At 72.1% G+C, this 18162-nt stretch carries 17 protein-coding genes and 1 pseudogene; 13 read left to right on the forward strand and 5 right to left on the reverse strand.

Annotation, left to right across the window (positions count from 1 at the left end):
* Positions 1–53 precede the first annotated feature (53 nt).
* From ACFYV5_RS34460 to ACFYV5_RS34515, 12 genes are all read left to right on the forward strand, one after another.
* Complete coding sequence (locus ACFYV5_RS34460; RefSeq protein WP_355114031.1) at positions 54–695, forward strand: GntR family transcriptional regulator; 642 nt, start codon at positions 54–56, stop codon at positions 693–695.
* Between the two features lie 16 nt (positions 696–711).
* Positions 712–1620 (forward strand): dihydrodipicolinate synthase family protein, encoded by a 909-nt coding sequence (locus tag ACFYV5_RS34465; protein ID WP_355114029.1) that lies wholly within the window; start codon positions 712–714, stop codon positions 1618–1620.
* Between the two features lie 68 nt (positions 1621–1688).
* Entirely contained in the window at positions 1689–3455 is a 1767-nt protein-coding gene (araD, locus tag ACFYV5_RS34470; protein WP_355114189.1) for an L-arabinonate dehydratase, read from the forward strand.
* A gap of 97 nt (positions 3456–3552) precedes the next feature.
* Positions 3553–4503, forward strand: a complete 951-nt coding sequence (locus ACFYV5_RS34475) for a sugar ABC transporter permease (RefSeq protein ID WP_355114028.1) — start codon at positions 3553–3555, stop codon at positions 4501–4503.
* Complete coding sequence (locus ACFYV5_RS34480) at positions 4500–5411, forward strand: carbohydrate ABC transporter permease (protein ID WP_389175408.1); 912 nt, start codon at positions 4500–4502, stop codon at positions 5409–5411. The genes ACFYV5_RS34475 and ACFYV5_RS34480 overlap by 4 nt, the downstream gene beginning before the upstream one ends.
* Positions 5408–6571, forward strand: a complete 1164-nt coding sequence (locus ACFYV5_RS34485; protein ID WP_389175411.1) for a Gfo/Idh/MocA family protein — start codon at positions 5408–5410, stop codon at positions 6569–6571. Before ACFYV5_RS34480 ends, ACFYV5_RS34485 begins: the two co-directional genes overlap by 4 nt.
* On the forward strand, positions 6568–7407 hold the full coding sequence (locus ACFYV5_RS34490; RefSeq protein WP_389175414.1) for a PmoA family protein: 840 nt from the start codon (positions 6568–6570) through the stop codon (positions 7405–7407). The genes ACFYV5_RS34485 and ACFYV5_RS34490 overlap by 4 nt, the downstream gene beginning before the upstream one ends.
* Positions 7404–9041, forward strand: a complete 1638-nt coding sequence (locus ACFYV5_RS34495; protein ID WP_389175417.1) for a family 43 glycosylhydrolase — start codon at positions 7404–7406, stop codon at positions 9039–9041. Before ACFYV5_RS34490 ends, ACFYV5_RS34495 begins: the two co-directional genes overlap by 4 nt.
* Positions 9038–10378, forward strand: a complete 1341-nt coding sequence (locus ACFYV5_RS34500; protein ID WP_389175420.1) for an ABC transporter substrate-binding protein — start codon at positions 9038–9040, stop codon at positions 10376–10378. The genes ACFYV5_RS34495 and ACFYV5_RS34500 overlap by 4 nt, the downstream gene beginning before the upstream one ends.
* Positions 10375–11193: a rhamnogalacturonan acetylesterase gene (locus ACFYV5_RS34505; RefSeq protein ID WP_389175423.1), complete on the forward strand. Its 819-nt coding sequence runs from the start codon at positions 10375–10377 to the stop codon at positions 11191–11193. The genes ACFYV5_RS34500 and ACFYV5_RS34505 overlap by 4 nt, the downstream gene beginning before the upstream one ends.
* Entirely contained in the window at positions 11190–12479 is a 1290-nt protein-coding gene (locus ACFYV5_RS34510; protein WP_389175426.1) for a polysaccharide lyase family 1 protein, read from the forward strand. Before ACFYV5_RS34505 ends, ACFYV5_RS34510 begins: the two co-directional genes overlap by 4 nt.
* Before the next feature lie 89 nt (positions 12480–12568).
* Positions 12569–13699 (forward strand): pectinesterase family protein, encoded by a 1131-nt coding sequence (locus ACFYV5_RS34515; RefSeq protein WP_355114016.1) that lies wholly within the window; start codon positions 12569–12571, stop codon positions 13697–13699.
* Here ACFYV5_RS34515 and ACFYV5_RS34520 read toward each other — a convergent pair.
* The 5 genes from ACFYV5_RS34520 to ACFYV5_RS34540 all read right to left on the reverse strand — a co-directional run bounded on the left by ACFYV5_RS34520 (position 13696) and on the right by ACFYV5_RS34540 (position 17641).
* Positions 13696–14343 carry a hypothetical protein gene (locus ACFYV5_RS34520; protein ID WP_389175430.1) on the reverse strand — a complete coding sequence of 216 codons (648 nt, stop codon included), beginning with the start codon at positions 14341–14343 and terminating at the stop codon, positions 13696–13698. The two genes, ACFYV5_RS34515 and ACFYV5_RS34520, sit on opposite strands and share 4 nt — an antisense overlap.
* The gene (locus ACFYV5_RS34525) at positions 14343–14873 is read right to left on the reverse strand and encodes a SigE family RNA polymerase sigma factor (RefSeq protein ID WP_355114183.1); all 531 of its coding nucleotides are present in this window, start codon (positions 14871–14873) and stop codon (positions 14343–14345) included. The genes ACFYV5_RS34520 and ACFYV5_RS34525 overlap by 1 nt, the downstream gene beginning before the upstream one ends.
* Positions 14854–15912 (reverse strand): LacI family DNA-binding transcriptional regulator, encoded by a 1059-nt coding sequence (locus tag ACFYV5_RS34530; protein WP_389175434.1) that lies wholly within the window; start codon positions 15910–15912, stop codon positions 14854–14856. The genes ACFYV5_RS34525 and ACFYV5_RS34530 overlap by 20 nt, the downstream gene beginning before the upstream one ends.
* Positions 15913–16022: 110 nt before the next feature.
* The gene (locus ACFYV5_RS34535) at positions 16023–16874 is read right to left on the reverse strand and encodes an SMP-30/gluconolactonase/LRE family protein (RefSeq protein ID WP_389175437.1); all 852 of its coding nucleotides are present in this window, start codon (positions 16872–16874) and stop codon (positions 16023–16025) included.
* Positions 16871–17641: an IclR family transcriptional regulator gene (locus tag ACFYV5_RS34540; RefSeq protein WP_389175441.1), complete on the reverse strand. Its 771-nt coding sequence runs from the start codon at positions 17639–17641 to the stop codon at positions 16871–16873. The genes ACFYV5_RS34535 and ACFYV5_RS34540 overlap by 4 nt, the downstream gene beginning before the upstream one ends.
* Positions 17642–17830: 189 nt before the next feature.
* On the opposite strand from ACFYV5_RS34540, the pseudogene ACFYV5_RS34545 reads away from it, so the two are divergent.
* Positions 17831–18162, forward strand: a pseudogene (locus ACFYV5_RS34545) (mandelate racemase/muconate lactonizing enzyme family protein); the annotation flags it as partial.

Genomic DNA, 18162 nt, shown 5'->3' on the forward strand with positions numbered 1-18162 from the left:
TGCACTTCGTACGTCATATATGAGACGCGATACATGAGATCTGAGAGTGCGTCATGGCCTTCGCCCCCAGTCCCATCCCGTCCCGCACCCAGTACGTCCTGGAGGCGATCAAACACGACATCCTCACCGGCGGCCTGAGTCCCGGCCAAGCCCTGGTGGAGACCGAGCTCGCCGCCCGCTTCGGGGTGTCGAAGACTCCGGTGCGCGAGGCCCTCAAGACCCTGGCCGGCAGCGGTCTGGTGGTGATGAGCCAGTACAAGGGCGCCACGGTCCGGATGGTCGACGCCGACATGGCCCGCTCGGTCTACGACGTACGGCTGCTCCTGGAGCCGGAGGCGGTCCGTCGCACGGTCGCCTCCGGGGCCGGCCTGGACGAGGCGCGGGACGCCCTGCGCCGGGCCGCGACCGCCGAGGACCCGGCCGAACGCTCGCTGGCCAACCGTGACTTCCACCGCGCCCTGTACCTGCCCTGCGGCAACCCGCTGCTCGGCCGGATGCTCGACGAGGTCCGCGACCAGGCCGCCCTCGTCTCGACCGTGGCCTGGGCCGCGACGCCCTCCTGGGAGCGCGAGGCCGCCGAGCACGAGGAGATCCTGCGGCTCGCGGTCGCGGGCGACTCCGCCGGCGCCGGCCTCGCCGTGCACGACCACATCGCCTCGTTCGTCGAGCGCGCCTTTCCCGAAGACAGTGAGTGACCGAGTGAGTGACCGAGTGACCCAGACCTTTGAGACCGAGAAGGCGGCGCTCGCCGACGTGGTGGCGATCCCCGTCACCCCGTTCGCCGAGGACGGCTCCGTGGACACCGCCGCGCACCGCGCGCTGCTGCGCCGGCTGCTCGACGGCGGCGTCCGCACCCTGACGCCGAACGGGAACACCGGCGAGTTCTACGCGCTGACCCCCGAGGAGCGCCGCCTGGTCACCGAACTGACCGTCGAGGAGGCCGGCGACCGTGCCCTCGTGCTGGTCGGCGTCGGACACGACGTGCCGACCGCCGTGGCGGCCGCCCGCCACGCACGGGAGGTGGGGGCCCGGATGCTGATGGTCCATCAGCCCGTCCACCCGTACGTCTCCGAGAGCGGCTGGGTCGACTACCACCGGGCCATCGCCGAGGCGGTCCCCGAGCTCGGCGTCGTCCCGTACCTCCGCAACCCGCTGCTCGCCGGAGCACGCCTGGCCGAGCTCGGCGCCGCGTGCCCGAACGTCATCGGCGTCAAGTACGCCGTCCCGGACGCCTCGCGCTTCGCCGCGTTCGCCCGCGACGCCGGCCTCGACCGCTTCGTCTGGGTGGCCGGGCTCGCCGAGCCGTACGCCCCGTCCTACTTCGCGAGCGGCGCCACCGGCTTCACCTCGGGACTGGTCAACGTCGCCCCGTCGGTCTCCCTGGAGATGCTCACCGCGCTGCGGGCCGGCGACTTCCCGACCGCGATGAAGGTGTGGGAGCGGATCCGCCGCTTCGAGGAGCTGCGGGCCGCCAACGGCAGCGCCGACAACGTCACCGTCGTCAAGGAGGCGCTGGCCGCCCTGGGGCTGTGCCGCCGGGACATCCGCCCGCCGAGCCGCGAACTGCCGGAGGCGGACCGCGCCGAGGTCGCCGCGATAGCCGCCGGGTGGCAGGCGTGAGCGCCGGGGACGAGACGGCCGTGGGCGCCACGGACGAGGCAGGCGTGAGCGCCGGGGACGAGACGGCCGTGGGCGCCACGGACGAGGCGGGCGCCCACGTCCCGAGCGCGTCCGGGCCCCGCCGGCCCGAGGAGCTCCGCAGCCACCGCTGGTACGGCACGGACGGGCTGCGCTCGTTCAGCCACCGCGCCCGCACCCGGCAGCTGGGCTATCTTCCGGAGGAGCACCTGGGCAAGCCGGTCATCGCGATCCTCAACACCTGGTCGGACATCAACCCCTGCCACGTCCATCTGCGTGACCGCGCGCAGGCGGTCAAGCGGGGCGTGTGGCAGGCCGGCGGCTTCCCGCTGGAGTTCCCCGTCTCCACCCTGTCGGAGACCTTCCAGAAGCCGACCCCGATGCTCTACCGCAACCTCCTGGCGATGGAGACGGAGGAGCTGCTGCGCTCCTACCCCGTCGACGGGGCGGTGCTGATGGGCGGCTGCGACAAGTCGACCCCGGCGCTGCTGATGGGCGCGGCGACGGTGGACCTGCCGGCCGTGTTCGTGCCGGCGGGGCCGATGCTGCCGGGTCACTGGCGCGGCGAGACCCTCGGTTCCGGCACGGACATGTGGAAGTACTGGGACGACAAGCGGGCCGGTCTGATCGGCGACTGCGAGATGGCGGAGCTGGAGAACGGGCTCGCCCGCTCCCCCGGCCACTGCATGACGATGGGCACGGCCTCGACGCTCACCGCCGCGGCCGAGACGCTCGGGGTGACGATGCCGGGCGCGTCCTCGATCCCGGCGGTCGAGTCGGGCCACGACCGGATGGCGGCCGCCTCGGGGATGCGGATCGTCGAGCTCGTACGGCAGGACCTGCGGCTCTCGCGGATCCTGACCCGCGAGGCGTACGAGGACGCGGTCGCCGCCGTCCTGGCGCTCGGCGGGTCGACGAACGCCGTCATCCACCTGATCGCCATGGCCGGGCGCTCCGGGGTGAAGCTGGCCCTGGACGACTTCGACCGGATCGCCCGGACGGTTCCGGTGCTGGCCGACCTCCGGCCCGGCGGCCGGTATCTGATGGAGGACTTCCACTTCGCGGGCGGTATGCCGGGCTTCCTCTCCCGGCTCACGGACCTGCTCCATCTGGACCGGCCGACGGTCGCGCACGCGACGCTGCGGGAGCAGCTCGACGGGGCGCTGGTCCACAACGACGAGGTGATCCGGGTACGTTCGCGTCCGCTGGCGGACGAGGGCGGGGTGGCGGTGCTGCGCGGCAACCTGTGTCCGGACGGCGCGGTCATCAAGCACATCGCCGCCGAACCGGGGCTGCTCAAGCACACCGGGCCGGCCGTGGTCTTCGACGACTACCGCACCATGCAGCGGACGATCGACGATCCGGACCTCGGTATCACGCCCGACCATGTCCTGGTTCTGCGCAACGCGGGCCCCAAGGGCGGTCCGGGGATGCCGGAGTACGGGATGCTGCCGATCCCCCGGCATCTGCTGGAGCAGGGGGTGCGGGACATGGTCCGGATCTCCGACGCCCGGATGAGCGGGACGAGTTACGGCACCTGTGTGCTGCACGTGGCGCCCGAGTCGTACGTCGGCGGGCCGCTGGCCCTGGTGCGCACCGGTGACCTGATCACCCTCGACGTCGAGGCCAGGACGCTCCATCTGGACGTCTCTGACGAGGAGCTGGCGCGGCGCCGGGCCGCGTGGACTCCCCCGCCCACCCGGTACGAACGCGGCTACGGCGCGCTGTACACCGAGCAGATCTCCCAGGCCGACACCGGCTGCGACTTCGAGTTCCTGGCCAGGCCGGGAACGACCCCGGATCCCTACGCCGGCTGACCCTCTGGCCGCCGGGCCGATCCGACCCCGTCCCACCTGTTCAAGATTTCGAACACCGTCTGCGAAGCGCTTCGCGCCCGAGAACGGAGCCGCCGTCATGGCCACAGCCGTGACCCCACCGCCCCAGGCACCCGAGCAGCCCCCCACAGCACGCGGCCCTCGCCGCACGGGTGCGACACCACGCCGTCTGCCGTACCTGCTGATCGCCCCCGCCGGGCTGTTGATGCTGGGCTTCATCGCCTACCCCGTGCTCAGCGTCTTCTACTACAGCCTGCAGCACTACAACCCCACCAAGCCCTGGCGGAACGGTTTCGCGGGCTTCGACAACTTCACCCGGATCTTCACCGACGACCCGCACTTCTGGGGGACGCTGTCCTTCAGCCTGAAGTGGGTCGCCGTCGAGGTGACGCTGCAGCTGCTGTTCGGGCTCGCGCTCGCGCTGATCGTCAATCAGACGTTCGTCGGCCGTGCGCTCGGGCGTGCGCTGGTCTTCTCGCCGTGGGCCGTGTCCGGGGTGCTGACCTCGGCGATCTGGGTGCTGCTCTACAACTCCCAGACCGGCATCACCCGTTATCTCGCGGACATGGGCATCGGGGAGTACGGCACGTCCCTGCTCTCCGACACGGCCACCGTCTTCCCCGCCGTCGTCGTGGCCGACCTCTGGCGCGGGGTGCCGTTCTTCGCGATCCTCATCCTCGCCGACCTCCAGTCCGTGCCGAAGGACCTGTACGAGGCGGCCGAGGTCGACGGGGCCGGCCGGCTGCGGCAGTTCGTCCACATCACGCTGCCGCACCTCAAGGACGCGATCATCCTCTCCACCCTGCTGCGGGCGGTGTGGGAGTTCAACAACGTGGACCTGCTGTACACCCTGACGGGCGGCGGACCCGCGGGCGAGACCACGACTCTCCCGCTCTACATCGCCAACACCAGTGTCGACGCCCACAACTTCGGCTACGCCTCCGCCCTCACGACGGTGGCCTTCGTGATTCTTCTCTTCTGCTCGATGGTCTATCTGCGCCTGAGCAAGTTCGGAGGCGAGAGCAAGTGATCGTCCAGGACACCCCCACGGCGTCCGCCCGGCCCCTGGCCGAGGCCGCACCGCCCCCGCAGCCGCCCTCCCGCGCCGCGCGCAAGCGCCGGCGTGCCTGGGACGAGGTCCCGCGCTGGCAGATCTATCTGCCGCTCGGTGTCTATCTGGTCTTCACCCTCGTCCCCTTCTACTGGATCCTGCTCTTCGCGCTCCGCCCGTCCGGCTCCACCTCGCTCGTGCCGTGGCCGATGACCACGGAGCACTTCGAGAAGGTGTGGACCGAGCGCAGCTTCGCGACGTTCTTCGAGAACAGTCTGCTCATCGGCCTCGCGACGCTGGTGATGACCACGGTCGTCGCGCTGGCCGGCGGCTACGCCCTGGCGCGCTTCGACTTCCGGATCAAGAAGGGCTTCATGCTGGCCCTGCTGTGCTCCCAGTTCGTGCCGGGTGCGCTGCTGCTCGTCCCGCTGTTCCAGATCTTCGCCAACCTCAGCATGATCAACTCGCTGGGCAGCGTCATCATCGCGGAGACCGTCTTCCAGCTCCCGCTTTCGATGATCCTGATCAGCGGGTTCATCAAGAACGTGCCGTACTCGCTGGAGGAGGCCGCCTGGGTCGACGGCTGCAGCCGCTTCACCGCGTTCCGCATCGTCGTCCTGCCGCTGCTGCGCCCCGGCCTGGTCGCCGTCGGCTCCTTCGCCTTCGTCCACTCCTGGAACCACTTCCTGTTCGCGCTGATGTTCCTCAGCAGCCAGGAGAAGCAGACGATCCCGGTCGGCCTGAACACCCTGATGGGCGCGGACAGCGTCGACCTGGGCGCGCTCGCCGCGGGCGGTGTCATCGCGGCTCTGCCCGTCGTGATCGTCTTCGCCTTCATCCAGAAGTGGCTCGTCACCGGGTTCAGCGCCGGGGCGGTGAAGGGTTGAGCACGCCGACCACCCCCTTCCCCGTCGTCCTCGCGGGCGCCCGCGGCCACGGCCGCTCCCACCTGCTCAACATCCGCCGGCTGGAGCGGATGGGGCTCGTCCGCCTCGCCGGGATCTGCGAACTGCGGCCGCTCGACGCGGAGGAGCTGGACGGCTTCGGTACGCCCGAGCAGTCCGCCGACTTCGACGCGCTGCTCGCCTCGACGGGCGCCCGGATCGCGGTCGTGTGCACGCCGATCCAGACCCACACCGACCTGGCCCTGATCGCCGCCCGGCACGGAGCGCATCTGCTGCTTGAGAAGCCTCCGGCGCCGTCGTTCGCCGAGTTCCGGCGGATGGCCGACGGGGTGGCCGCCGCCGGGGTGGCCTGCCAGATCGGCTTCCAGTCGCTCGGTTCGCACGCCGTGCCCGCCGTACGACGGCTCGTCGAGGAGGGCGCGATCGGGGAGCTCCTCGGGGTCGGCGGGGCCGGCGCCTGGGGCCGGGACGAGGCGTACTTCCGCCGCGCGCCCTGGGCGGGACGGCGGCGCCTGCACGGGGTCGACGTCGTCGACGGCGCCCTGACCAATCCGCTCGCCCACGCCGTCGCCACCGCGCTCGCCCTGGACGGCAGCACGCGCGCCGAGGACGTCGAGCACATCGAGACGGAGCTGCTGCGGGCGAACGCGATCGAGTCCGACGACACCTCGTGCGTCCGGGTCCTCACGGCACGGGGCACCCGGGTCAGCGTGGCCGCGACGCTCTGCGCCGAGAGGCCCTCGGATCCGTACGTCGTCGTGCACGGCAGCCGAGGCCGGATCACCTTCTGGTACAAGCAGGACCGGGTGCTGCTCCAGCGGGCCGGACACGGCCCGGAGGAGTCGGTCCACGGGCTGACCAACCTCCTGGAGAACCTCGTCGCCCATCTCACGGACGGCACCGAGCTGCTCGTACCGCCCGAGGCGACCGGCGCGTTCATGCGGGTCGTCGAGGCCGTCCGGCTGGCGCCCGACCCGCTCGAACTCCCGGCCCACGCATGGCGCACCGAGCCGGGCGAGAGCGCGCCGCGCCGGGTCGTGCCCGGCGTCGACGGGCTGGTCGCGGCGAGTGCCGACACCCTCAGCCTCTACTCCGAGCTCGGTGCCCCCTGGGCCCTGACCCCGAAGGTGGACTCCCGATGAACTCCCCGATGGTTCTGCGTATCGCCGGCCATACGGTCGCCCGGTACGTGCTGCGCCCCGAGCTGGCGCCCGACCACTCTCCCCGCCCCTATCTGCATCCCGTCTCCACCCTGTCGGGCGTCCCCGTCACCGAGCAGCTGCCGGAGGACCATCCGCACCACCTCGGTGCGGGGGTCGCCGTCCCGGATGTGGCCGGATTCAACTTCTGGGGCGGTCGCACCTTCGTCCGTGACCAGGGGCCCACCGCGCTCGACAACCACGGCGTCCAGCGGCACGAGGGCTTCAAGCTCCGTGACCCGGACGGATTCGTGGAGGAGCTGAGCTGGGTCGCCGGGGAGCGCGTCCTGCTCCGTGAGCACCGCACGGTCGCCGCCGTCCCGCTCACGGACGGCGCCTGGGCGCTGGACCTCACCTTCTCGCTGACGAACGCGACGGACGAGGAGCTGTCCTTCGGCAGCCCGGCCACCAACGGCCGGCCGGGCGCGGCCTACGGCGGCTTCTTCTGGCGGGCGCCGCTGGAGAGCGCGGCGCCCGAGGTCTTCGGCGCCGACGCGGACGGCGAGCGGGCCGTGCACGGCGCCCGCGCCGACTGGGTCGCGCTCGCGGGCGAGGGCTGGACGCTGGTCTTCGCGGGGGCCACCGAGGAGACCCGGCGGGACCCGTGGTTCGTGCGCGCCGCCGAGTACCCGGGCGTGGGCTCCTCGCTCGCCTCCGCCGAGCGGCTGCGCGTCGCCGCCGGCGGGACGGTCGTACGCCGGGTGGTCACCGTCGTCGCCGACGGCCGGCTCGACCGGGACGCGGCCGCGGCGCTGGTACGCAAGGCGGTGACCGGATGACGGGCCGTGAGAGCACCTGGCCCACCGGGGACCTGGGCGACGGGACGTACCGCAACCCCGTCCTGGCCGCCGACTGGTCGGACCCGGACGTGGTGCGGGTCGGCGAGGACTACTACCTGACCGCCTCCAGCTTCGGCCGGGCGCCGGGCCTTCCGCTCCTCCACTCGCGCGACCTCGTCAACTGGCGACTCGTCGGGCACGCCCTGGAGCGTCTGCTGCCGGAGGCGTCCTACGCCTCGCCGCGGCACGACGGGGGCGTGTGGGCTCCGTCGCTGCGCCACCACGACGGCCGGTTCTGGATCTTCTGGGGCGACCCCGACCACGGCATCTGGCAGACCAACTCGACCTCCGTACGCGGAGGATGGAGCACCCCCCACCTGGTGAAGGCGGGCCGGGGTCTGATCGATCCGTGTCCGCTGTGGGACGAGGAGACCGGCGAGGCGTACCTCGTGCACGCCTGGGCCAAGTCCCGCTCGGGGGTCAACAACCGGCTGACCGGTCACCGGATGAGCGCCGACGGCACGGAGCTCCTCGACGAGGGGAAGACGATCGTCGACGCGGACCGCGTCCCGGGCTGGTTCACCCTCGAAGGTCCGAAGGCGTACCGGCACGACGGCTGGTTCTGGATCCTCGCCCCCGCGGGCGGCGTGGCCACGGGCTGGCAGGGCGCCTTCCGGTCGCGTGGCTTCTTCGGACCGTACGAGGAGCGGGTCGTCCTGGAGCAGGGCGGGACGGACGTCAACGGGCCGCACCAGGGCGCCTGGGTGCGCACCGGGCCGGGCGAGGACTGGTTCCTGCACTTCCAGCAGCGCGGGGCGTACGGCCGGGTGGTCCATCTGCAGCCGATGCGCTGGGACGACGAGGGCTGGCCGGTGCTCGGCGACGAGGGCGCCCCGGTCCTCGTCCATCCGAAGCCGGCGCTGCCCCGGCAGTCGCCGTCCGCTCCCGCGACCGACGACGACTTCCCCGGTGGCCGGTTCGGGCGCCAGTGGCAGTGGACGGCCAACCCGAGGGAGGGGTGGACGACCCAGCACTCCGCCGACGGGCTGCGGCTGAACTGCGGCCGCGCGGAGGACGCCGACGATCTGCGCGCGCTCCCGCACGTCCTCACCCAGCGGCTGCCCGCCCATCCGTGCACCGTCGAGGTCGAGCTGCGGCTCGACAGCGAGGAGCCGGGCGCCCGCGCGGGGCTCGCGGTGCTCGGCGACGCGTACACCTGGATCGGGCTCGAGCGCGGGACGGACGGCGCCGTCCGGCTGGTGCACCGGTTCGCCCCCGTCTCGGCCGACCGGGAACGGGACGCGGCCGCTGCGCGGCCCGCCCCCGAGGGACGGGCCCGGCTGAGGATCGAGATCGGCGCGGGGGCCCGCTGCCGCTTCTCGTACCGCACGAGCGACGCGGCCGGCACGAGCGACACGGCCGGCACCGGCGACGTAGGCGGGACGGGCGGCGCGGCCGGCGGGTTCACCCCCTCCGGCCAGGTCTTCGCCGCCACCCCCTGGCGCTGGGTCGGCGCCCTGCTCGGCCTGTTCGCCGCCGCTCCGACGGGCACGGGCCCCGCCGGAACGGCCGTCTTCACCACCTTCCGTATCACCCCGAGTGAGATCCCCCCGAGAGAAGAGAGCCGACGATGACCATCTTCCGCAGCGGACGGCGCAGAGCCGCCGCCGCCCTCGCCCTGACCACCGTCCTCGCGCTGACCGTCACCGCCTGCGGCGACGACGGCAGCGGCGCCGCAGGCGACAAGGGCAACGAGGGCTCGGGCAAGGGAGAGATCACCTTCTGGGACAACAACGGCGGTGTCCGCACCGACGTCTGGAAGGAGATCATCAAGGACTTCGAGAAGGCGAACCCCGACATCAAGGTCACGTACGTCGGCATCGCCTCCACCGAGGTGCAGTCGAAGTACGACACCGCCATCCAGGGCGGCGGCCTGCCGGACGTCGGCGGCGTCGGGGCCGCGATGCTCGCCGGCATCGCCGCGCAGAACGCTCTGGAGCCCCTCGACGCGCGCCTCGAGTCCAGCGCGCTGAAGGGCAAGCTGAACGCGGGCATGGTCGAGAGCGTGAAGTCGGCCGGCGGGCAGGGCAAGCTGTTCACCGTTCCCACCTCGGCGAGCAACGGCGTCCTCTACTACCGCACCGACCTGTTCAAGGCGGCCGGTCTGGAGGAGCCCACCACCTGGTCGAAGTTCTACACGGCGGCCGACAAGCTGACCGCCAAGGACAAGAACCGGTTCGGCTACACCATTCGCGGCGGCTCGGGCTCCATCGCCCAGGCCCTCGACGCCATGTACGGCCAGAGCGGCATCACCAGCTTCTGGAACGGCGACAAGACCACGGTCAACGACCCGAAGAACGTGGAGGCCCTGGAGAAGTACGTGGGTCTCTTCAAGAGGACCACCCCGGCGGCCGACGTCAACAACGACTTCACCAAGATGGTCGCCCAGTGGGACAGCGGCGAGATCGGCATGCTCAACCACAACCTGGGTTCCTACAAGGACCATGTGAAGGCCCTGGGCACCGAGAAGTTCCGCGGCATCCCGAACCCGACGACGGATGACGGCACCCGGGTCCAGGTCTCCAACCCGGTCGACGGCCTCGGGCTGTTCTCCTCCAGCAAGAACAAGGCCGCGGCCTGGAAGTTCATCGAGTTCGCCGCCTCGCACCAGTCCAACAGCAAGTGGAACGAGTCGGCCGGCGCCATCCCGGCCAACACCGAGGCGGCGAAGGACGCCTGGATCCAGAAGGCCGAGCCCACCAAGCTCGCCGCCGAGGTGCTGTTCAGCGGCCAGGCGAAGATCGTGCAGCTGCCCTACTACCTGCCCGACTGGAACACCATCTCCAAGGCCGACAACGAGCCCGCCTTCCAGAAGGTGCTGCTCGGCAAGTCCAGCGCAAAGGAGTTCCTGGACAGCCTGGCCGAGCAGCTCAACACGGCGCAGGCCGAGTGGAAGTCGCAGAAGAAGTGACGACCGGACCATCCCGCCGTCAGGTGGTCGCGGCCGGGGCGGGCCTCGCGCTCGCCCTGGCCGCGGCCCCCGCCGCGGCGGCTTCCCCCCGAGGACACCACGGCATGCGCACCCTGTACATCGCCGGTGACTCCACCGCCGCCCAGAAGTACGCCGACGCCGCGCCCGAGACCGGGTGGGGCATGGCGCTCCCCTTCTTCCTCCACCAGGACGTCGCGGTCGCCAACCACGCGATCAACGGCCGCAGCACGAAGAGCTTCCTCGACGAGGGCCGTCTGGACGCGATCCTGGAGAGGATCCGGCCCGGCGACCTCCTGTTGATCCAGTTCGGTCACAACGACCAGAAGATCACCGACCCGACCCGCTACACCGAGCCCTGGACCGGCTACCAGGACAATCTGCGCCGGTACATCGCCGGCGCGCGGGAACGCGGCGCGGTGCCCGTGCTCGCCACCTCCGTCGAGCGGCGGAAGTTCGACGCGAACGGCACGGCCCTGAGGACCCTCGGCGAGTACCCGGCCTCGATGCGGGAGGTGGCCCGGGAGGAGGGTCTCGCCCTCCTCGACGTCCAGGAACTCTCCCTGGCGCTGTGGCAGAAGCTCGGCCCGGAGACGACGAAGGCGTACTTCAACTGGACGCCGACCGAGCAGGACAACACGCATTTCAACCCGCCGGGCGCGATCGCCGTGGCACGGCTGGTCGCGGCCGAGCTGCTGCACACCCGCGTCCTCGCGCCGAGCGACACGCGCCGGCTCGACGACGAGATCCCCACGCGGTGGATCACCTGGCCCGCATCCGAGGAGAACCGAGCATGAGACACACGCGTCTGTGGGCGGTGGGCGCCACCGCGCTCGTCCTGAGCGTCACCGCTCCCACCGCGGCGGCCGACGCCGCCCACGCCGTACCGGACCCGGCCCGCCGGACCCTGCCGGCCGGTGACGGCTGGGGGTCGGACGGTACGGGTACGAGTGGCGGGTCGGCGGCCGACGCCTCCCGCGTCTTCACCGTGACGACCTGGGAGGAGTTCCGCGCGGCGCTCGCCGTCGAGGGCACCGAGCCCAGGATCGTCAAGGTCGTCGGCACGCTGAACGCCACGGCCGCGGGCTGCGCGGCCTTCGAGGCCCCCGGCTACGACTTCGACCGGTACCTCGCCGACTACGACCCGGCGGTCTGGGGCTACGAGAAGGAGGTCAGCGGCCCTCAGGAGGACCTGCGGGCGGCCTCCGCCACGGCCCAGGGCAAGGCGATCAAGGCGTACGTCCCCGCCAACACCACCGTCATCGGGGTCGGCGGGAACGCCGGCATCACCGGCGGCAGCCTGCAGATCCAGGGCGTCGACAACGTCATCGTCCGCAATCTGACTGTGGAGAGCCCGCTCGACTGCTTCCCGCAGTGGGACCCGACGGACGGCGCGACGGGGGCGTGGAACTCCGAGTACGACAGCATGGTCGTATACGGCTCCAGCCATGTGTGGATCGACCACAACACGTTCACGGACGGCGCCCACCCGGACAGCTCGCTGCCCTCGTACTTCGGCGAGATCTACCAGCAGCACGACGGTGAACTGGACATCGTGCGCGGCGCGGACCTCGTCACCGCCTCGTGGAACGTCTTCGCCGACCACGACAAGACGCTGATGATCGGCAACAGCGACAGCGCGGGCGCGACCGACCGGGGCAAGCTGCGGGTCACCTTGCACCACAACCTCTTCCGGAACGTGATCGAGCGCGCTCCCCGGGTGCGCTTCGGCAAGGTGGACGCGTACAACAACCACTTCGTGGTGCCGAGTTCGGGGTACGCGTACAGCCTCGGCATCGGGCAGGAGTCCCAGCTCGTCGCCGAGAAGAACGCGTTCACGCTCCCGGCGGGCGTGCCCGCCGGGAAGATCCTGAAGAAGTGGAAGGACGCCCCGGTCACGACGGCGGGGAACCTCGTCAACGGTCGGTCCGTCGACCTGCTCGCGGTCCACAACGCCGAGTTCCCGGGCGAGTTCCTGCGTGACGGCGCCGGCTGGACGCCGGTGCTGCGCGGCCGGGTCGACGTCCCGCAGGCCGTGCCGGGCCTGGTCGGCCATCGCGCGGGCGCGGGCCGGCTGCGCTGACGTTCCGGAGGGGGAGGCGGGGACGTCCGTCCCCGCCTCCCCCTCCCCGCCCCGCCCTCCGCACCTCTCCCCAGCGAAGGATCTTTGTCATGACTCCATCACACCTTCCGGTCGGGCGCCGCGCCCTGCTCGCCGCGGGCGCCGGCGCCGCCCTGTCCGTCGGGCTCGCCGCCGCACCGTCGGCGGCGAGGACCCCCGGTCCGTTCGGCCCGTTCGGCCGGTTCGGATCGCCCGCCGCCCGGCGCGACGCGCGCACCCTGTACGTCCACCCGGGCGGCCTCGGCGACCACACCAGCGTCCAGGCGGCGGTGAGCGCGGCGAGCGGCACCGGCTGGACGCTGGTGATCGCCCCCGGCACCTACCGGGAGACCGTCGCCGTCAGCCCGGCCCGCACGGGGATGACCTGGATCGGCGCGAGCGAGGATCCGCGCGATGTCGTCGTCGTGTACGACAACGCGGCCGGTACGCCCCGTCCCGGCGGCGGTACCTACGGCACGAGCGGCTCGGCGACCACCACCGTCCAGGCGGACGGCTTCACCGCCCGATGGGTCACCTTCGCCAACGACTTCCTCCGCACGGACCTGCCCGGGAACCCCGGCACGCAGGCGGTCGCCATCAAGGTCCAGGGCGACCGGTCCGCCTTCTTCCACTGCCGTTTCCTCGGCCATCAGGACACGCTGTACGCCGACTCGACGGCCCAGGCCGCCTTCGCCCGCCAGTATTTCGCGCACTGCTACGTCGAGGGCGACGTCGACTTCGTCTTCGGCCGGGCGACCGCCGTCTTCGAGCACTGCCACTTCCGTACGCTGCTGCGCACCGACCTCGCGTCCGCCCCGCACGGCTTCGTCTTCGCCCCGTCCACCGCCGGTGCCAATCCGTACGGCTATCTGGCCGTCCGCTGCCGGGTGACCAGCGAGGCGCCGGACGGCTACTACAAGCTGGCCCGTCCATGGGTGCCCAGCTCGGACACGACCGCCTGGCCGTCCCTGGTCGTACGCGACAGTGTGCTCGGCCCCGGGATCGACGCCGCCGCGCCGTACGCGAACATGCGGGAGGCCTTCCCGTGGCAGGCCCAGCGCTTCGCCGAGTACCGCAACACCGGCCCCGGCGCGCGGATCCCGGTGCCGGAGAACCGTCCCCAACTCACCGCGGCGGAAGCCGGGTCGGCGACCAAGGCGGTCTACCTCGCCGACTGGAGCCCCTCCCCCGCCTGCCCCTAGGAGGAGGGCGTGAAGTCGCCGCGTACGGTGCTCTGTTCGCCGTGGGCGTCCGTGGCCGTGATCGTGTACGCGTCCCCGGAGGCGTCCCGGGGGCCCTCCGCGTGGTTGTACTGGCCGGCGAAGACATGGCTGCCGGGTGGGACCGTGCGGCCCGGTGCGAGGGTCCAGCGGTAGACGAGGGCCGTGGACTCCTCCCGTACCGAGACCGTGAAGTCCTGGGCGGGGCGGGTGCGCCAGTGGCCGGTGCTCGCGATACCGCCGGTCCGGGCGATGCGGAGTTCCACGACGAGGGAGCTCAGCGGGGCGGACGCGGTGACGGTGACGTTGCTCTGCGCCCACCAGCGGTTGCTGCCGGGATCGATCGTGCCGACGGCCCGGAGCGCGTGCGGCGCCGAGGCCGTGGCGGCCGGGGCGGGGCCGCGGTGGAGGACGGTCGCGGTGACCGCGCCGAGGGTGAGGACGCCCGCGACGGCGCACGCCACCGCGACGGTCCTCGCCCAACGGCTCGTCGGTCGCCGGCGGCGGGCGGTGACGGGGGGCGGCTCCGCCATGCCGCGTTCGACACGGGCGAGGATACGGGCGCGGTCGGGCCGGTGGGCGTCGGCCGCCTCACGCAACTGGCGGCGCAGCAGGGCGTCGTCCATCACTTCCTCCCTCCGAGCAGTTCGCCGGCGGCCCGCGGTCCGAGCAGCGACTGCAGTTCCGCCATGCCCTTGGACGTCTGGCTCTTGACCGTACCGACCGAGATTCCGAGGGCGAGCGCGGTGTCCCGTTCCGACAGGTCGAAGGCGTGACGCAGGACGACACAGGCGCGCTTGCGGAACGGCAGGGCGCGCAGCGCGGTCTGGACGTCGACGACGACGGGTACGTCCGGGTCGTCGACGCGTTCGGAGCGCCGGTCCCAGAAGAGCGCGACGCGGCGGCGCTCCCGTACGGCGCCCCGGATGCGGCTGCGGGCGAGGTTGGCGACGACGCCCCGGGCGTAGGCGACGGGATGGTCCGCGGAGCGCACCCGGTCCCAGCGGTGCCAGAGGGCGACCATCGCGTCGGCCGCCAGGTCGTCGGCGCCGTCCGCCTCTCCGGTCAGCATGTGGGCCAGCCGGGCGAGTTCGGCGTAGTGGCGCTCGAAGAAGTCGTGGAACTCCGTGGCGGAGTCATCGACGGCTATGCCCACGGCGTGCTCCATCGGTGCGACCGGGCGGCGGGGTGGCGGCGGCCGGGCCCGAGCTGCTCCGGACGGTCAGATCCGGGGCGATCATTACGGTGCCGGGGGGCTCCTGGCCGTCGAGGTGGGCGACGAGGCGTTCGACCGCGCGCCGCCCCATCTCCTGGGCGGGGATGCCGACGGCGGTGAGGGGTACGGAGGCCTGGGCGGCCACCTGGGTGGCGCAGACGGCGACGACGGAGACGTCCTCGGGTACGGCGAGGCCCCGCTGGCGCAGCACGGCGAGGAGGGGTTCCACGGCGGCCTCGTTCTGCACGACGAGGGCGGAGGTGGCGGGGCGTTCCTCGAAGATCCGGCCGAGGGTGGCGGCGACCGCGGCGTACGTGCCGTCGCAGGGGCGGTGGAGCAGGCCGGCGTCGTGCTCGGCCGCCGCCGCGCGCAGCCCGGTCAGGGTGCGCTCCGCGAAGCCGGTGCCCCGGGCGTAGACGGCGGGCGGTTCGCCGAGCACCGCGATCTGGCGGTGACCGAGCGCGGCGAGGTGGTCCACGCAGCGGGCGCCGGCGGCCTCGAAGTCGAGGTCGACGCAGTTCAGTCCGGTGGTGTCGGCGGGCAGTCCGACGAGCACGGCGGGCCGTTCGGCCTGCCGCAGGTAGGGCAGCCGGGGGTCGTCGAGTTCCACATCCATCACGATCATGGCGTCGGCGAGGGCGCTCCCCTCGACCCGGCGGACGGCCTCCGGCCCCTCCTCGCCGGTGAGGAGCAGGACGTCGTAGCCGTGCGCGCGGGCCGTGGTGGTGACGGCCATGGCGATCTCCATCATCACCGGCAGATACAGGTCGGTGCGCAGCGGCATCATCAGGGCGAGGATCTGGGTCCGGCTACTGGCCAGGGCGCGGGCGCCGGCGTGCGGCCGGTAGCCCAGTTCCTCGATGCTGCGCTGGATGCGTTCGCGGGTGGTCGCGGAGATGGACCGCTTGCCGCTGAGCACGTAGCTGACCGTGCTGGCCGACACTCCGGCGTGGCGGGCGACATCGGCGAGGGTGACCATTCACTTCTCCGCGGCAGTTTCCGGGCGCGACGACGGTGCCTGCCCGACGCCTGGGCCCCGACCCTAAGCGGCAGCTCAGCGGCGTGTCCAGACGGCTCCGTCGGCGACGGTCAGCCCGCGAAGGGCGTGCCGGGCAGTCCCTGGCCGGCGTCCGGCAGGACGAGGAGGGATCCGGACAGCGGGGACGGGTCGGTGAGGCCGGTGCGGGCGGTCGTGATGTAGAGGTCGCGCAGACCGGGGCCGCCGAAGGCGCACGCCGTGGGGCGCGGTACCGGCAGGTGGACGGTGCGGTCGAGTGCGCCGTGCGGGGTGTAGCGGCGGAGCTGTCCGCCGTCCCAGAGGGCGACCCAGACGCAGCCCTCGGCGTCGACGGCGAGCCCGTCGGGGAAGCCGGCGCCCGGCTCGACGGTGGCGAACTCCCGGCGTTCGACGACCCGTCCGTCCTCGACGCGCAGGATGTCGATCCGTCGGGTGGGGGTGTCGATGTAGTACGTGAGGGCGGCATCGGGGGCCCATCCGATGCCGTTGCTGATCGTGACGGGGTCGAGGAGCGTGGTGGCCGTGCCGTCGGGTGCCACGCGGACGAGGTCCCCACCGCCGGGTGCCTCGTCGTAGCGCATGGTGCCCGCCCACAGGCTGCCGTCGGGAGCGACGGCCGCGTCGTTGCCCCGGCGGCCCGGCACGGGGTCGTGGCGCAGCCAGGAGAACGCGCCGTCGGGTGCGTACAGCCCGATGCCGTCCCTCAGGTTGGCCACCAGGCCGCCGCCCGCCCGGGGTTTGGCCGCACCGATGTGCTGGTCGACGGCGGTGACGGAGCGACGGCCGCTGTCCGGCTCGTAGGAGTGCAGGCGGCGGCCCAGGATGTCGACCCAGATCAGCCGGGCTCCGGCCGGGTCCCAGGTGGGCCCTTCGCCGAGCTCGGCGTTCTCCCGTACGGCGATCTCCGGGGTCACCGGGGTCATCGGGCGGTCCGGTGGCCGAGCCGGAGCGACAGGTCGCCCGCGCCCTTCGCGGCGAGCGCGGCCAGTTCGCGCTCGCGCTCCTCGCTCCACCGGATCACGGGCACGGAGACGGACAGGGCGGCGACGACCCGGCCGGAGCTGTCCCGGACGGGTGCGGCGACGCAGCTGACGTCGGGGTTGGACTCGCGGTGCTCGGTGGCGGTGCCCCGGGCGCGGATCGAGGCCAGGGCGGTCCGCAGGGCGTCGGGGTCGGTGATGCTGTGGGGTGTCATACGGGTCAGCTCGCGGCCGTCGACGCGGGCGTCGAACTCCTCCTCGGGGAGGTGGGCGAGCAGCAGTTTGCCGACCGCCGTGCAGTGGGCGGGGAGGCGGCGGCCCGCGGCGGAGACCATGCGGACGGCGTGGGTGGAGTCGACCTTGGCGATGTAGATGACGTCCAGGTCTTCCAGGAGGGCGACGTGTACGGTCTCGTCGCAGGTGTCGGCGATCTCGCGGGCGACGGCCTGCCCTTCGGCGGCGAGATCGAGCTGTTCGGCGTAGCGGCTGCCGAGCTGGTAGGTGCGTACGCCGAGCCGGTAGCGGCCCGGCTGCTGCGGCACCGGCGTCAGGTAGTTGCGCGCGGCGAGGGTGGTGAGCAGTTCGTGCGTGGTGGTGCGCGGGAGCTGGAGTTTGCGGGTGATCTCGGGGGCGGAGAGTGATCCGTCGCCCTGCAGGAACAGTTCCAGGATGTCGAATGCCCTGGTCACCGCGGGAACGAGACGCCCCATGCCGTCCACCCAGCCCTCTTCGTTCGTAACCCCGATCAGTGATCGGTATGGCGAACACAGGCTAACCACACGGTTGTACGCGCGGCAATGGTCGTGCGCGGCCATTGACACCCGGCGAGGCGCTGTTTACGGTCACGCCAACATTTCGATCATGTGGCGAAATCTCGAACGAGACGGGGAGCACCTGCCGTGCGCATCACGGGAATCACCACTCATGTCGTCGGCACCCCCTGGCGCAACCTCACCTATGTCCGGGTTCATACCGACGAGGGCCTCACGGGCGTCGGCGAGACCCGGATGCTGGGTCATACCGATGCCCTGCTCGGCTATCTGCGCGAGGCAGAGGCCAACCACATCGCCGGCTCGGACCCGTTCGACACCGAGGACCTGGTCCGTCGCATGAAGTACGGCGACTACGGACGCGCGGGCGAGATCGTCATGTCCGGCATCGCGTGCGTGGAGATGGCCTGCTGGGACATCAAGGGCAAGGCGCTCGGCGTGCCGGTCTGGCAGCTGCTCGG

It is taken from the genome of Streptomyces sp. NPDC003035 (assembly GCF_042888285.1).
Lineage (GTDB): Bacteria > Actinomycetota > Actinomycetes > Streptomycetales > Streptomycetaceae > Streptomyces.